Source organism: Rhodococcus sp. P-2 (genome assembly GCF_016598535.1).
Classification (GTDB): Bacteria; Actinomycetota; Actinomycetes; order Mycobacteriales; family Mycobacteriaceae; genus Rhodococcus_F; species Rhodococcus_F baikonurensis.
The window spans coordinates 5,603,746-5,618,602 of record NZ_CP066779.1 but is presented as its reverse complement, the minus strand read 5'-3'; the positions used below and the strand labels follow the sequence as shown (position 1 = coordinate 5,618,602).

Annotated in this window: 14 protein-coding genes; 6 read left to right on the top strand and 8 right to left on the bottom strand. The window is 61.5% G+C overall.

Annotation, left to right across the window (positions count from 1 at the left end; translation table 11 throughout):
* Nucleotides 1-52 precede the first annotated feature (52 nt).
* Both I7X09_RS26175 and I7X09_RS26170 read left to right on the top strand, forming a co-directional pair.
* Nucleotides 53-1,465: an FAD-dependent oxidoreductase gene (locus tag I7X09_RS26175; RefSeq protein ID WP_200314405.1), complete on the top strand. Its 1,413-nt coding sequence runs from the start codon at nucleotides 53-55 to the stop codon at nucleotides 1,463-1,465.
* 86 nt (nucleotides 1,466-1,551) lie between these two features.
* Nucleotides 1,552-3,849 (top strand): serine/threonine-protein kinase, encoded by a 2,298-nt coding sequence (locus I7X09_RS26170; RefSeq protein WP_200314403.1) that lies wholly within the window; start codon nucleotides 1,552-1,554, stop codon nucleotides 3,847-3,849.
* A gap of 27 nt (nucleotides 3,850-3,876) precedes the next feature.
* Here I7X09_RS26170 and I7X09_RS26165 read toward each other — a convergent pair whose 3' ends face one another.
* Nucleotides 3,877-4,185 carry an amphi-Trp domain-containing protein gene (locus I7X09_RS26165; RefSeq protein ID WP_095971946.1) on the bottom strand — a complete coding sequence of 103 codons (309 nt, stop codon included), beginning with the start codon at nucleotides 4,183-4,185 and terminating at the stop codon, nucleotides 3,877-3,879.
* A 248-nt stretch (nucleotides 4,186-4,433) separates the two neighbouring features.
* Between I7X09_RS26165 and I7X09_RS26160 the strand changes: the two genes are divergently transcribed.
* The gene (locus tag I7X09_RS26160) at nucleotides 4,434-4,877 is read left to right on the top strand and encodes a Fur family transcriptional regulator (RefSeq protein WP_095971947.1); all 444 of its coding nucleotides are present in this window, start codon (nucleotides 4,434-4,436) and stop codon (nucleotides 4,875-4,877) included.
* A gap of 36 nt (nucleotides 4,878-4,913) precedes the next feature.
* Entirely contained in the window at nucleotides 4,914-7,136 is a 2,223-nt protein-coding gene (gene katG / locus I7X09_RS26155; RefSeq protein WP_124567413.1) for a catalase/peroxidase HPI, read from the top strand.
* Between the two features lie 169 nt (nucleotides 7,137-7,305).
* On the opposite strand, the gene I7X09_RS26150 is transcribed toward katG, so the two are convergent.
* Genes I7X09_RS26150 through ctaD form a run of 3 tightly spaced genes read right to left on the bottom strand, consistent with a single transcriptional unit; the run spans nucleotide 7,306 to nucleotide 10,091 of the window.
* A complete protein-coding gene (locus tag I7X09_RS26150) occupies nucleotides 7,306-8,127 on the bottom strand; it encodes a universal stress protein (protein WP_200314401.1) in 822 nt (273 codons plus the stop codon).
* Nucleotides 8,105-8,356, bottom strand: coding sequence for a hypothetical protein (locus tag I7X09_RS26145; protein ID WP_095971806.1), 252 nt, complete (start codon nucleotides 8,354-8,356; stop codon nucleotides 8,105-8,107). Before I7X09_RS26145 ends, I7X09_RS26150 begins: the two co-directional genes overlap by 23 nt.
* Nucleotides 8,349-10,091 (bottom strand): aa3-type cytochrome oxidase subunit I, encoded by a 1,743-nt coding sequence (ctaD, locus tag I7X09_RS26140; RefSeq protein ID WP_095971807.1) that lies wholly within the window; start codon nucleotides 10,089-10,091, stop codon nucleotides 8,349-8,351. Before ctaD ends, I7X09_RS26145 begins: the two co-directional genes overlap by 8 nt.
* A 201-nt stretch (nucleotides 10,092-10,292) precedes the next feature.
* Here ctaD and I7X09_RS26135 point away from each other — a divergent pair, with 201 nt between their 5' ends.
* Nucleotides 10,293-10,673, top strand: a complete 381-nt coding sequence (locus I7X09_RS26135; RefSeq protein ID WP_095971948.1) for a VOC family protein — start codon at nucleotides 10,293-10,295, stop codon at nucleotides 10,671-10,673.
* A 3-nt stretch (nucleotides 10,674-10,676) separates the two neighbouring features.
* Here the strand turns inward: I7X09_RS26135 and I7X09_RS26130 are convergent, their stop codons facing one another.
* From I7X09_RS26130 to I7X09_RS26120, 3 genes are all read right to left on the bottom strand, one after another.
* Complete coding sequence (locus tag I7X09_RS26130) at nucleotides 10,677-12,377, bottom strand: GAF domain-containing sensor histidine kinase (protein WP_166812279.1); 1,701 nt, start codon at nucleotides 12,375-12,377, stop codon at nucleotides 10,677-10,679.
* Entirely contained in the window at nucleotides 12,367-13,098 is a 732-nt protein-coding gene (locus tag I7X09_RS26125; RefSeq protein ID WP_200314399.1) for a response regulator transcription factor, read from the bottom strand. Before I7X09_RS26125 ends, I7X09_RS26130 begins: the two co-directional genes overlap by 11 nt.
* Nucleotides 13,099-13,332: 234 nt before the next feature.
* On the bottom strand, nucleotides 13,333-13,677 hold the full coding sequence (locus I7X09_RS26120) for a nitroreductase/quinone reductase family protein (RefSeq protein ID WP_200314397.1): 345 nt from the start codon (nucleotides 13,675-13,677) through the stop codon (nucleotides 13,333-13,335).
* Between the two features lie 239 nt (nucleotides 13,678-13,916).
* On the opposite strand from I7X09_RS26120, the gene I7X09_RS26115 reads away from it, so the two are divergent.
* Complete coding sequence (locus tag I7X09_RS26115; protein WP_095971810.1) at nucleotides 13,917-14,138, top strand: RGCVC family protein; 222 nt, start codon at nucleotides 13,917-13,919, stop codon at nucleotides 14,136-14,138.
* Between the two features lie 108 nt (nucleotides 14,139-14,246).
* Here the strand turns inward: I7X09_RS26115 and I7X09_RS26110 are convergent, their stop codons facing one another.
* Complete coding sequence (locus tag I7X09_RS26110) at nucleotides 14,247-14,810, bottom strand: hypothetical protein (RefSeq protein ID WP_200314390.1); 564 nt, start codon at nucleotides 14,808-14,810, stop codon at nucleotides 14,247-14,249.
* Nucleotides 14,811-14,857: the final 47 nt, after the last annotated feature.

The window sequence follows — 14,857 nt, the reverse complement described above, 5'->3', positions numbered from 1 at the left end:
TACTGAAAAGCGAATTTGATCTCTAGTGCAGTTGAGCCCCTAGCCTCGGGGCATGATCAGTGCGAGAGGTTCAGTGGTACCCCCGCTTGCGTCGCCCCGGTTCTTCTCACCACCGCTCAGTGTTGCGATCGTCGGGGCGGGGCCGGCGGGAATCCACGCCGCGGGCGCTCTTGCTGAACTGGCACCAGGCACCAAGACAGACGTGTTCGAGCGTCTACCCACGCCGTACGGACTGGTGCGCTACGGGCTCGCGCCGGGGCATCCCGAATCCGAAAAGTTCGTCCACTCTCTGCACGCCACGCTGGCCGCCAGTGACTTCCGGTTGTTCTGCAACGTCGAGATCGGCAAGGACCTTTCCGTCGAGGACCTACGCTCTTCCTACGATGCCGTGATCATTGCAACGGGTGCGCCGCGGGATGCGCTTCTCGACATTCCCGGCGTCGAGCTTCCAGGTTCTTTCGGCGGCGCCGAGTTTGTCGCCTGGTACAACGATCACCCGGACAGTTCGCTGCAGTGGCCGCTGAACGCCGAATCGGTTGCGGTGATCGGAGGTGGCAACGTCGCACTCGATGTCACCCGAATGCTTCTCGCCGAGGCGAAATCGCTGCAGGCCACGGACGTATCGGCCGAAGTTCGGGAAGGGATAGCAGGCAGTCGTGTTCGCGAAGTGCACATCTTTGTCCGGCGCGGACCAGCCGACGCTCGCTTCTCCCCGAACGAGTTGCGCGCTCTCGGTGAACTGCCAGGCGTCGATGTCGTCGTCGACGCTGCCGATGTCGCACCGGACCGGCATATCGAGCGGATGGCAAAGCAGTCGGTGCACACCCGACTGGCAGTCGAGGCACTCCGCACCTTCGCGGACCCGTCTGCCGACCGGACTTCTCACCGCCGCGTTCACCTGCACTTCTACCGACAGCCGACGGAGATTCTCGGCAGTGGGAAAGTCGAAGCACTCCGCGTCGAGCGGACAGTCCCGGACGGCTACGGTCACGTCACCGCTTCGGGCACCTGTACCGACTATCCGGTTCACGCTGTGTACCGGGCAATCGGATTCCTCGGAACGCCACTTGCCGGGGTGCCTTTCGATCACGGGCGCGGCACCGTTGTACACCGGGGCGGCGCTGTGGTCGACGAGAGCGGCTCACCGGTTGAGGGCTTGTTCGTGACCGGTTGGATGAAGCGAGGTGCCGCCGGGCTGATCGGCGCGGCGCGGCCTGATGCTCGCCAGACCGTCGAAACGATGCTGCACCAGCTGGATTCGGTAGGCGAGCGGCGAGCAGACCGAAGCGGGATCGCGAGGCTCCTCGGGGCCGGCAACGTCGTGTCCGTCGATTGGGACGGATGGCTTCGCATCGATGCCGCCGAACGTGATCTCGGTGTGAAGCATGGGCGTGATCGCGTCAAGATCAAAGATCGCGAAGTACTTGTCGGTATCGGCACGAATCTGCCGGTTCACCCCCAATAGTTTCGCTGGGGTCTGGGGTACCGCCGGGGTTACGCTGAAGTGAGTCACCCCGATTCATCGTGATCGAGGTGCGGAACAGAAGTGTCATGAATGAACGTGGTGCGCAGGCCGTTGACGCGACAATCGCGAGCGGGCCCCTGACCGAACGGGGCACCGTCACCGAGTTGCGCCCGTCCGCACCGCCGGTGGTGCGTGACCGACAGAACGGTGCCGACGGCCTCGGGCGACTTGTCGGGGATTGGGAGGAGGGACGAACCCCGTCCGACCTGAGCGACTATCTGCCCGATCCGGCCAAGATTCGTCGGGCGGCGTTGATCGAATTGGTCGGGATCGACATGGAGTATCGCTGGCTGAAAAATGATCACCCGAAACGACTCACGGACTACTGTGCCGAGTATCCCGAACTACTCGAAGAACCACTTCCGGCCGAGCTCCTGTACGAGGAGTTCCGGCTGCGGAAGCAGAGTGGGGAGAACGTCGTAGCAGCCGACTATCTCAGCGAGTTCCCCTTGCAGGCAGAGAGTTTCGAGCGGTTGTTCGACCGTGATTCGATGGCCGGGCGCGAAGATGTCATGATGTTGGGACTCTCGGGTTTCGACGAGTTCGAGATCGGGCAGCACCTCGACGATTTCGAACTGGTGTTGGAACTCGGGCACGGAGCGTTTGCCCGAGTGTTCCTTGCTCGGCAACTTTCGATGCAGCGGTGGGTCGCATTGAAGATCTCGCGCAACGTCGGGGTCGAACCGCAGACTCTCGCCCAACTCGACCATCCCAACATCGTTCGCGTCTTCGACCAACGACTGCTCGAAGAACGTGCACTGCGAGTTCTGTTCATGGAATACGTGCCAGGCGGGACCCTGCTCGACGTGGTCAAACTTGTCCGCGTGACACCGCAGGCGCAGCGGTCCGGACAACTACTTCTCGACGCCATCGATCACACCCTGGCGAAGAAGGGAGAGATGAAGCCGAGCGAGACGAGCCTACGGAGCGAGATCGCGGCGATGTCGTGGCCGGAGACCGTGGCCTGGATGGGAATGAGACTGGCCGACGCCCTCGAATACGCGCGTGAGCACGGCGTACTACATCGGGACATCAAGCCGGCGAACGTACTTCTCAGTGTCGAAGGCATTCCCAAACTCGCCGACTTCAACGTCAGTTCGAGCGAGGAGGTGTCGACCGAGGATGCAGCATGTTTTGTCGGAGGCTCGCTTGCCTACATGTCTCCGGAGCAGTTGGAGGCCTGTTCTGTGGGGGCGCCCGGCACACTCGACACCCGTAGCGACATCTATGCGCTCGGCGTGATGCTGTGGGAACTCCTCACCGGGAGTAGGCCTTTCTTGGGCGACGGCACGGGAGAGAACCCGCCGTCGCCCAAGAAGGCGCTCGAGGCCCGCCGGCGTGGAGTGGATCCTGCGGCCGAGGCTCGGTTACCGGACGACTGTCCGCCGGCGCTGCGCCGAGTGCTGGTGAAGTCTCTCTCGCCCGAGCGAGACGGACGGTGGTCTGGCGGACGAAAGCTGGCTCGTCAGTTCGCTCTGTGCCTGGACCGGTCGGCCCGCAATCTGGTGGACCCACCGGAAGGGAGCCCACGGTCGACGCTGTGGAAGTGGGCGCTGCCGATTCTTCTGGCAGCGATCGGAATTCCGAATCTCCTGGCGGCGGGCTACAACTACTACTACAACAAGATGCTGATCATCTCGGGACTCTCGCCGCAGGCTCAGCAGCACCTCGAGCAGGTTCATCTGGTCATCGGGGTGGCTGCGTTCTCTCTCGGCGCCGCAGCGATCCTGTATTGGTGTCGACTCGCCCTCACCGTGCCTCACGGACTGCGCAACGGTCAGACGTACAGCGCGGATGTCTTGAACAAAGCGCGTACCGCGACGCTGAACGTCGGACACCGCGCGGTGGTGATCGCATTCGGTCTGTGGGTTCTGGCCGGTATCGCATATCCGGTTGCATTGCAGATTGCCGCCGGCGGAATTCCGCAGCGAGCCTACGTGCACTTGATGTCGTCGCTGGCGGTGTGCGGCGCCGTCGCAGTCGCGTATCCGTTCTTCATCCTGACGTATTACTCGGTTCGATGTCTGTATCCGATCTTGTTGTCACACGGGGAGTTACGGAGCGACGACGGACGCGATATTCGCTCGCTGGGCCGGAGCAGCACGCGTTACCTCGCGGTGGCGGCATCGGTTCCACTGGTGGGAATCGCGGGGCTCAGTTTTGTCGGTTCCGGCGCCGGCGAGGAACTCAACGCAACAGTTCGTGCGTTGTGTCTGGGCGGGATCGCCGGATTCATCGTTGTGTATCAACTGTTTCGACGGATCGAAAGTGATCTCCGAGCACTGCTGCGCGTTGTGTCTCTCGAGGTGTCGGCGTCTCCGTAACCACCTGACAACCGTGTTCGCGACGAGTTACTTCGCAGTGCTCTTGCGCGGTCGGCTGCGACGAACTGCTTTGGCGGGCGTCGGAGACTTCACTTCTGATTCTTCCTGAGGGTCGTCGCGCCAGTGAATCTCGATTTCTATCTCGACTTCGTTGCCGTCGACTTCGATCTCGAGTTCCCACCGAACCTGTTCCGGAACACTGATTTCGATCGAGTCCCCACCCGACCCCAGCTCCACTTCCGATCCACTGGCGAGGGCTTGGCCGAGGGCGATGAGTCGGTCGGCGACTTCCTGCCGTGAGAGTTCTGACTTCCTCTTGATCTCCAGTTTGGGCACGATCACTCCTGACCTCGGCGGATTCTCTCTTTAACGGTAGTTGGACGAAGGGGAGATTGTCGTAGTTTGTGGAACCACGCAGCAGGACGCGCCGACGCGCAACACGCCTGAAGGCGCTGTGGGGGCGCCAGAAAAAGCGAGGAATCCGGCTCACTCCTAGCACGGACGAATCGGTCGGGAGGGCCCTGTCAGCGATGATTTTCGCGAAAGTCTGGGTTCAGTCCAGAAGATTGCGCAATAGTGGAAAGGTGCCTTCGACGCCGGATTATGCAGCCCAACTGCGTAACGCTGAGCTTCGCGTGACTCGTCCCAGAGTCACGGTGCTCGAGGTTGTGCATGCACGCCCACATGCAGCCACCGAGACGATTTTCGATGCTGTGCGGGCAGTTCTGCCGGGGGTATCTCGGCAGGCGGTCTACGACGTGTTGCACGCTCTCACCGACGCCGGGCTGATACGGCGGATCCAACCGTCCGGATCGGTGGCGCTGTACGAGTCCCGCGTCGGCGACAACCACCATCACGTCGTCTGCCGGTCCTGCGGGGTCGTTGCCGATGTCGACTGCGCAGTCGGAGAGGCACCGTGTTTGACGCCGTCGGCGCGCAACGGCTTCGTCCTCGATGAAGCCGAGGTCATTTACTGGGGCCTGTGTGCCGACTGTTCGACAACTCAGAGTTTGCGATCACACCCGTGATCGAAGTCCGTTCTACTCGCTCATGGAGGGATTACCGTGTCCGATAGTTGCCCGGTTGCTCACGATGGAAACACCGAGAGCACCAGCGAAAGTGAAAACCCCGCAATCCCGTCTCCGACACCTACCGGGAATCGTCCGAGAACGAACAGTGACTGGTGGCCGAATCAGCCGGATCTCTCTGTCCTGCATTCGCATTCGTCGAAATCCAATCCCATGGGTGCCGACTTCGATTACGCCCAGGAATTCGCCAAACTCGATGTCGAGGCACTCAAGCGCGACGTCATCGCGTTGATGACGGCGTCGCAGGATTGGTGGCCGGCCGACTACGGGCACTACGGCGGACTCTTCGTGCGTATGAGCTGGCATGCTGCCGGCACCTATCGCATCGCCGACGGTCGCGGCGGCGGAGGTCAGGGCGCTCAGCGTTTCGCCCCGCTCAACAGTTGGCCGGACAACGCCAGCCTCGACAAGGCGCGGCGCCTGCTCTGGCCCGTGAAGCAGAAGTACGGAAAGCAGGTTTCCTGGGCCGACCTCCTGGTGTTCGCGGGCAACTGCGCCTTGGAGTCGATGGGGTTCAAGACGTTCGGCTTCGGCTTCGGTCGAGAAGACATCTGGGAGCCGGAGGAGATCTACTGGGGTCCTGAGGACACCTGGCTCGGCGACGAGCGCTACAGCGGAGACCGCGAGCTGTCCGGGCCGCTGGGCGCAGTTCAGATGGGCCTGATCTACGTCAATCCCGAAGGGCCCAACGGCCAACCGGACCCGGTAGCGGCCGCCCGCGACATTCGCGAAACCTTCGCTCGCATGGCGATGAACGACGTGGAGACAGCCGCACTGATCGCCGGCGGCCACACCTTCGGCAAGACGCACGGCGCCGGCCCGGCCGACCTCGTCGGACCGGAACCGGAAGGCGCACCCATCGAGCAGCAGGGATTGGGCTGGAAGAGTGCCTTCGGTACAGGAGTGGGCAAGGACGCGATCACCAGTGGTCTCGAGGTCGTATGGACGCCCACTCCGACGAAGTGGGACAACACTTTCCTGGAGATCCTGTACGGCTACGACTGGGAGCTGACCAAGAGCCCGGCGGGTGCCTGGCAGTGGATTCCGAAGGACGGCGCGGGGGCGGGCACGATCCCGGATCCGTTCGATTCGTCGGCCGGACGCACTCCGACGATGCTGACAACCGACCTCTCCCTACGCCTGGATCCGACGTACGAGAAGATCACCCGGCGCTGGCTCGATCATCCGGAAGAATTCGCCGAAGAGTTCGCCAAGGCTTGGTACAAGCTCCTGCACCGTGACATGGGACCGGTCACGCGCTACTTGGGGCCGTGGGTTCCCGAGCCGCAGCTGTGGCAGGACCCTGTTCCCTCGGCGGAGGATCAACTGATCGGGGACGCAGACATCGCGATCCTCAAGAGTCGACTTCTCGACTCCGGGCTGTCCATTTCGCAGTTGGTATCGACGGCGTGGGCGTCGGCTGCGAGCTTCCGCAGCACCGACATGCGCGGCGGCGCCAACGGTGCGCGAATCCGCTTGGAACCGCAGAAGAATTGGGAAGTCAACGAGCCCGCAGCTCTCTCCGCGGTGCTTCAGACTCTCGAGCGGGTTCAGCAGGACTTCAACCAGGCAGGTGGAGCCAAGGTTTCGCTCGCCGACCTGATCGTTCTGGGTGGTACAGCGGCCGTCGAACAGGCTGCGAAGAACGCCGGACAGGACATCACGGTCTCGTTCACTCCGGGACGTACAGACGCAACGCAGGAGCAGACAGACGTCGACTCGTTCGAGGTACTCGAACCCCGGGCCGACGGATTCCGGAACTACCTCAAGGGTGGGGAGAAGATTCCGGCCGAGATTCTGTTGGTCGACCGCGCGTACATGCTGTCGCTGACCCCGCCCGAGGTGACAGTGCTGGTCGGTGGACTTCGCGCGCTGAACGCGAACTTCGGCAAGACCGGTCACGGAGTGTTCACCGACCGCCCAGAGACGTTGACCAACGATTTCTTCGTCAACCTTCTCGACATGGGTACCGAGTGGAAGCCGTCGAAGACGGACGAGAACGTCTACGACGGCGTTGATCGTGCGACGGGCGATCCGAAATACACGGCAACTGCGGTCGATCTCGTTTTCGGATCGAATTCGCAACTGCGTGCACTCGCCGAGGTGTACGCCAGCGAAGACGCCAAGCAGAAGTTCGCCGAGGACTTCGCCGCTGCCTGGACCAAGGTGATGGACCTCGACCGGTTCGACGCCCGCTGATCCAGCCGATTAACCGACGGCGCCCCGCGAGCTTTGTTCTCGCGGGGCGCCGTCGCTTCTGCACACGATAGCGTGGTCGTGTGGCCGATCAATTTGCGCTGGTACCAGCGGTGTACGGTCAGCTCGCACCCATCCACAGCTACGGCTTCTGACCGGGTGAGGATCTGATTCAGACTTCGCTCGCAACGATGACCGGGCAATGAGCGTTTCGAATCATCGTGCTGCTTGTGGTGCCGAGACCGGCGTCGTCGAACGAACCTCGCCCACGCCGACCCACGACGAGAAGCCTTGCCTCGGTAGAGAGTTGTTCAAGAATGGCAACTGAGGGGCCGTCGAACTCGATCTGACGGATGGCGACGCCAGGGTAGAGCGTGGCCCAACCCGATAGTTGCCACGTCAACGGCGTCGAGTGCTGGGGCGCGTGCCCGGATGCGAAGTCTCGACGCAGTTCGCCCTCTGGCGGGGCGGCGTGCACGACGACCAGTTCGGTGTTCGCTGCCTCTGCTTCTTTGAATGCAATAGCCAAAGCGCTTTCACTGTGGGCGCTTCCGTCCAAACCGACGACAACGGGCAAGGCTGCCGCAGCGATGCTTTCACGCGGTCTTCCGACTTTTGCGAACGAACACCTCGGGGCAGGGGCAGCGAGATCGTCCTGTGGTGTGACGATCAAGGCGGCCTCAGCGGTCAGCGCGGTGAGAATTGCGGTGTTCTCCCCGGAGATCAGATCGGTCCGGATCCGAAGATCTGGCGACACCGACTCGGCGATCTGAATGGCTTCCATGAACAGGCCGGTCGGTGACGCCGAGGTGTTCGGATCGGTGGTGATCGGAGCTGCGAAAACAATTCGCATCCAGAGATTGTGGCGATGCGCGAACTCGGCCGCCCACGTGATCACGTCATGGCGCAGAGGGGATCCGTCGATGCACACGACGACCGCTCCGTTTGCGGACCACTCGGAGGTGATGAGGTCAGTCGATAGTTCGGGCTTCATCGTGAACTCCTCGAGCTGTGTCTGTCGAATGCGAACTGGCTTGCAGGACAGTGCCGAACAGCAATCCTGCGACGACTATCGAGCATGCGGCAGTCGTCAAGGGCAACCACACCAGCGTCGTGACCGCGAACATGAGCACGAGCAACGGCGCGAGAAGATGGCCGGGTTTCGCTCGGCGTTCGTGTTGCTGATCTTCTGCCCAGGCTCGGTACTTCGTGCCGTCATTCATGTTGTTTCACCTCAGTTCTTACGTCGGAAACCGACTTGTGGCCAAGCAGTCCGACATGCGCCTCGTCGCGCATTCGTTCGACCATGTGGGGGTAGTGCAGTTCGAATGCCGGCCGCTCACTGCGGATTCGGGGGAGTTCGGTGAAGTTGTGCCGTGGTGGTGGGCAGGACGTCGCCCATTCGAGCGAGTTTCCGAAGCCCCAAGGATCGTCGACTGTCACAATTCGGCCGTACCGGTAGCTCTTGAAAACGTTCCAGATGAATGGAATCGTCGAGGCTCCGAGCACAAATGCGCCGACGGTCGAGATCGTGTTGAGAAGAGTGAAATTGTCCGACGGCAGGTAGTCCGCGTACCGCCGAGGCATACCCTGAGCGCCGAGCCAATGCTGGACGAGAAATGTCGCGTGAAAGCCGATCAGAGTCAACCAGAAGTGGATCTTGGCGAGCTTCTCGTCCAACATCCGGCCGGTCATTTTCGGGAACCAGAAATAGATTCCGGCGTATGTCGCGAACGCGATTGTTCCGAAGAGGACGTAATGGAAATGCGCGACAACAAAGTACGAGTCGGTGACATGAAAGTCCAAGGGCGGGCTGGCAAGGATGACGCCGGAGAGTCCGCCGAACAAGAATGTGACCAGGAACCCGACGGAGAACAACATCGGGGACTCGAAGGTCAACTGTCCCTTCCACATCGTGCCGATCCAGTTGAAGAACTTGACGCCGGTCGGAACTGCGATCAGGAAGGTCATGAACGAGAAGTACGGGAGGAGAACGGCGCCGGTTGCATACATGTGGTGCGCCCACACAGCGATCGACAGTGCTGCAATTCCCAGTGTTGCGTAGACCAATCCGGTGTATCCGAAGATCGGCTTGCGGCTGAAGACGGGGAAGATCTCGGAGACTATGCCGAAGAAGGGCAGTGCAAGAATGTAGACCTCGGGATGGCCGAAGAACCAGAACAGGTGCTGCCACAACATGACTCCACCGGTGGCGGGGTCGAACAGGTGCGCTCCCAGGTGCCGGTCCACCCACAATCCGATCAAGGCAGCAGCGAGCAGCGGGAAAACGAGAAGGATCAGCATGCTGGCGACCAGCGCATTCCATGTGAAGATCGGCATGCGGAACATCGTCATACCGGGGGCGCGCAGGCAGACGATCGTCGAAACGATGTTGACTGCGCCGAGGATGGTGCCGACGCCGCCGAGAGCGAGACCGATGATCCACAGGTCGGCGCCCATGCCGGGGGAGTGGAGTTCGCTGGTGAGCGGCACGTAGGCGGTCCAGCCGAAATCTGCCGCACCACCGGGTGTTACGAATCCGGCGGAGGCGATCAGGCCGCCGAAGAGGTACAACCAGTAGCTGAAGGCATTGAGTCGCGGGAAACACACGTCCGGCGAGCCGATCTGCAGTGGCATGAGGTAGTTGGCGAATCCGAAGAAGACCGGCGTCGCGTACAGCAGGAGCATGATCGTGCCGTGCATGGTGAACAACTGGTTGTACTGCTCGTTGGACAGGAATTGCATTCCCGGAACGGTCAATTCCATCCGCATGAGCAGCGCCATCAACCCGCCGATCAGGAAGAACGCGAACGATGTCACGATGTACATCAGGCCGATCATCTTGTGATCGGTGGTCCTGAGGATCTCGACCAGTTTCGAACCCTTCGGAGCGGTTCGGGGAGTGGCGCCGATGTGGATATCAACTTCGTCGACCGGCCGGGGTGCGAGATCAACCACGACGGTCGCCTACGCGCATCGACGTGACGACATACCGAGAATGCTTGGGACTGTGGAACATAAACGCAATGATCGTGGCGGTTACGACCTCGGGCGAGGGGAAAAGGTCCCGAGGATCGGACAGGGCGGCATGGCGTAGATCACGTGGTCCGGTACGGTCGAGAGAGTTGTCTTCACGGGCGGAAAGAAAGCGAGATGGTCATGGCATGTCGTATCAGTGAACTGGTGCTCGGTTGCCGGGAACCCGAGGTGCTGGGCCGGTTCTGGTGCGAGGTCCTGGACTTCGTCGTGCTCGATCGAATGGACGACGGTTCGTTGGAGATCGGCCCACGCGAAGGGTTCGGCGGTCCACAGCCCACGATCATCCTCAGTCGTAGAGACGAGCCGGAGAAGGGTAAGCCCCGCCTGCATATCGATGTCAACGCCACCGACCGCGATCAGGAAGCCGAACTCGAACGCCTACTGGCTCTTGGTGCGCGCCCGGCCGACATCGGCCAGACAGGTCAGGAACAGTGGCATGTCCTGGCCGATCCGGAAGGCAACGAGTTCTGCCTGCTCAAGGCCCAACTGGATCCGCTCTGACGCTCAACGGCCAGAGCTTGGTATCGGACTTCGCCTGGGGCTCAGCGGAACCCGCCACACCAGTTCGGTGACACCGTTCTCGCTGGTGATGTTGCTCGAGCCTCCGCACTGACGGGCGCGGGTCGACAGGTTGTCGAGACCGTGGATTCTGGTTGCCTGGTCGATACCCACGCCGTCGTCGACGATGCTGATGACAAGTTCCTCGGTGGCCCGGATGGTGACGTCGATGGCATCGGCATGAGCATGTCGCAGTGCGTTGCTCAAACCTTCGCGCACAACGGCTTCGGCGTGCGGGGCGAGTCGAGCCGGGACGGAACTGTCGATGGTTCCTTCAAAGGTGACGCTGGGAGTGATCGACGAGTGGCCGGACAGACCGTTGACCGCGTCGAGTAAGCGGCGCCGCAGGCTTGTGGGAGTAGACATCTCGCTCGTGTGAAGGTCGAAGACTGCGGTGCGGATTTCACGGACTGTTCGATCGAGTTGATCGACAGAGGTGTCCAATACGGTTCGAACGGTGTTCTCGTCACCTGGACGTTGCAATACCCCTTGTAGGCTCAATCCAGTGGCGAACAGCTGTTGAATGACGTGGTCGTGGAGATCGCGCGCGATTCGGTCGCGATCTTCGAGGACGTCGACCAGTCTTTCTTTCCGTTGCTGTTCGGCGAATTCGACAGTGACAGAAGCGATGTCTGCCATTGCCGTCAGTTGCTCGATCTCCTCGGCGCCCCACGGGCGGTCGCTGCGGCGTGACGCGAACAGAACGCCGCCGCCGAACGAGGTTCCGGAGAGGGGGAGCGCGACCACCGAATCGTCGCCGGAAACATTCAGCGCCGGAACGGAACTGCCACGTAAGGCAGAGATCGGTCGACGACTGCGCGCAGCGTCGTCGATCACGGTCCCGGACAGATCGACGGCTGAGCCGGTCGCCGTGAAAGGCTGGGAATCGGCAGCGTCCGCGACGTGAACTACTGGCTCTCTGCCCAAGTCGTAGCGAATTATGCACACCAGATTGCCGTCGGTGAGATGGCGCGTCGTGCGTACGAGTTCGGCCAGCGTCTCGTCGCGCGATCCGCCGCTGAGCAGACGCGCGTTGACGGCGGCGACGGCTTTGAGCCAGGCTTCTCGCGTCCGGGATTCCTCGAACAGGCGCGCATTGTCGATGGCGATGCTCGCAGCGTTTGCCAAGATCTGGAGTACGGCCTCGTCGCGGTCGTCGAATGCAGTCCGGTCCGAACTGTCCGCGAGGTAGATGCTTCCGAACACCTCGCCCCTGACGAAGATCGGAACTCCGAGAAACGTATCCATCGGAGGGTGATTGGCTGGAAACCCCGCCGAGGACGGATGCGAGGAAATGCGCTCGGTTCGAACGGGACACGGTTCTTGAACGACCAGGCCCAGTAGTCCGTGACCTTCTGGAAGATGCCCGATCTCGGCGACCTGCCCCTGATCCAAACCGGAGTGGATGAATCGCGACAAGCGTCCGTCGGGGGACTTCACGCCGAGCGCACCGTAGTCCGCTTCGAGGAGATGGCGCGCGACGTCGACAATTTGTTGCAGGGTTTCGTCGAGCTCGAGGGTGGATCCGACAGTCAATACGGCACTGAGCAGCTTGGGAATCGCGGTCGGGTTGAGGGCAGTCGCCTCGGCGCTTCCGGCGATGTCGCCGAAAAGGCTGAGCATGAGCGCGTCGCGGCTACCTGGCATGGTGTGTGCCCGTAGTGGCGGAGAATGGCGAACCTGACGGAGTCAGCAAGTGAGTGGTCGCCTGTCCGGAAGGATCCGGGTGAGCAGTGCCCGCACGAAGCTTTGTCGCCAGAACTGCAGCCTGAGTTCGACGCTCGAGACCCAGTTTTTCGAGGATGCGGGAGACGTAGTTCTTGACTGTCTTCTCCGAGAGCTCCGCGTGCGTGCTGATCTCTCGATTGCTCAGCCCCTTGCCGATCAACTCGAAGATCAACAGTTCCTGATCGGTCAACAGTGCTGCCGCAGTGCCCGACTCCTGCTCGGATCGGATGCGCCGAACCAAACCGATGACTGCCTGAGTGTTCAACAGGGATTTGCCGGTGGCGACCGTACGGATCGCCGAAACCAGGTCGTGGCCGCGGATGTTCTTGAGGACGAATCCGCGTGCGCCCGCGATCATGGCGTCGAGGAGGGCGTCGTCGTCGGAATACGACGTGAGCATCAAGGTGGCCGCTTCCGGATAGGTCGACGCCAGTTCTCGGCACAGTTCCACACCGCTGCCGTCGGGAAGCCTGACGTCCATGACAACCACGTCGGGTCGGCATGCGGGTATGCCGGTCGAGGCTTCGCGAACACACGACGCCTCGCCCACGACATTGAATCCCGATACCCGATTCAACAGGTCTGCCAATCCACGACGAACGATCTCGTGGTCGTCGACCAGATAGATGCCGATCGTCACGGTGGTCACCTCTTCCAGCTCACGCCTGCCATCGATGTTACCGGACGGTAATGTCCCGACAGGATCGGGTTGTCCGACCGATGGTCGACAAGAAACCCGCGTCGAAGGGTGCGAGACCGGGTGCCGATTGCACAGAGTCAAAGGTCCCGACCGTCACGAGATCTGAATCACCCCGATGTCACCACGTGGTGGGTGTGAGCTGAATGTGATTGCGCCGGTGGCGGTTCGATTCGTTCAGTCGACGGGAGCGAGTTCGACCGAGACGTGGACGCCCTTTCCTTTTCGGTGTGCGAGTGCCTCACCCGGGCGATCGATACCGTCCAGTTGGAGAATGATCGGTCCTTGTTCCGGATAGAAATTGCGCCACCAACTCTTCTTGTCCGGCATGGCAACGCCGATCGTCACATGGTCGCCCTTGCGCTTGTAGGAGACGGGCGCGCTGAAGGTGCGTCCCGACTTGCGACCGACATAGGTGATGACGGTCATCGAACGGCCGAGAAGCTTGCCCACTATCGGGGCACCGATCAGTGGTTGGACCACTACGTTCACGGCGGCGGACACACGTTGGAAAGTGTTCACAAGAAGCCCTTTCGTATCGACTACTGCACGAAATCGAATCCTGCACGGAAATTGCCGCGTGCAGTAGTTCTATCCTGCTCGACGGGGATTGTCGCGCGGGCAGAAATTGGTACAAACCGGTGCGCCGAAGCGAGTAGCGTGGGGTAGGTCGAGGGTCATTCGAATATGCGCGGTCAAGCCATGTCGTCCTCGACGCCAACCCGGTCCGTGGTCGAACGGCCGAGAACTGGAGCGCCTGTATGGCGTCGAACCCGTCCGACGTGTCGAATGCACCAGGGCAAGCCGAGTCGACTGACGCGGATGAGAAAGCATTGTCCATCTGTCCGGCATGTCAGCACAGTATGGAATCCCACGATCCGCTCGGAGTTCGGTTCTGCGCGGTGACTGCCGACCGCGGTCTCGACCGAAAGTGCATCTGTGCCGCCGATCGCGAGGAAATGCAGCACTACTCGCGATATTGATCCGCCTGGACGTCACGTCCATTCCTTCGTCAGGATTCGACTACCACCCGCGTGATGCTGTCGTCGCCGCTGAATCGCGCCGCGGGGGCTATGTACTGAGGGCAGGATTCAGCGTCGTCGCGACCATCTGTCGCGCAGAAGCATCAGTGCGGTAAGGGTTAGCCCCCATCCGATTGCAGACAGCGCAACGCCTACGCCCGCTTGGCCGGTGACATCAGTACTAGCGCCGATGCTGAAAGCTGTGGTGAATCCTGCAGCCGTGCCGGCAGCTGCAGTCAGACCTCCCGACTTGATCCATCGCGCGCAATGTGCGGAAACGAAACACGCGAGAATTACCGTTAATCCGCAGGCGAGGACCTGCCAGGTCGGAAACTGCGTCGGGGCAGGCAGGCCGGGGCCGCGGAATCCGCCTTTGTAGTCGGCTGACCAGCTGAGCCAGCCCACGCAAGACAGAACGCCCAGCGCAAAAGCCAACAGGCCAGTGCGCCACAGTCCGAGTGAGCCCGACCCTGTGAGCCCGGAACCGGGGGCGGTTGTGGAATGCTCCAGGTCAAGTCGTTCCGAACGCCAAATCGTCCAGATGAAGCTCGCACCGACAGCCGTGGGCACGCCGACGAAGATGAATTCGATCCAGAGAAACTGCGGCCAGGAAAACTCGAGATCGACGGTCATGAATGGAGTATGCGCGTACTACCAACCCTGCGTGGCCACCGTTCACT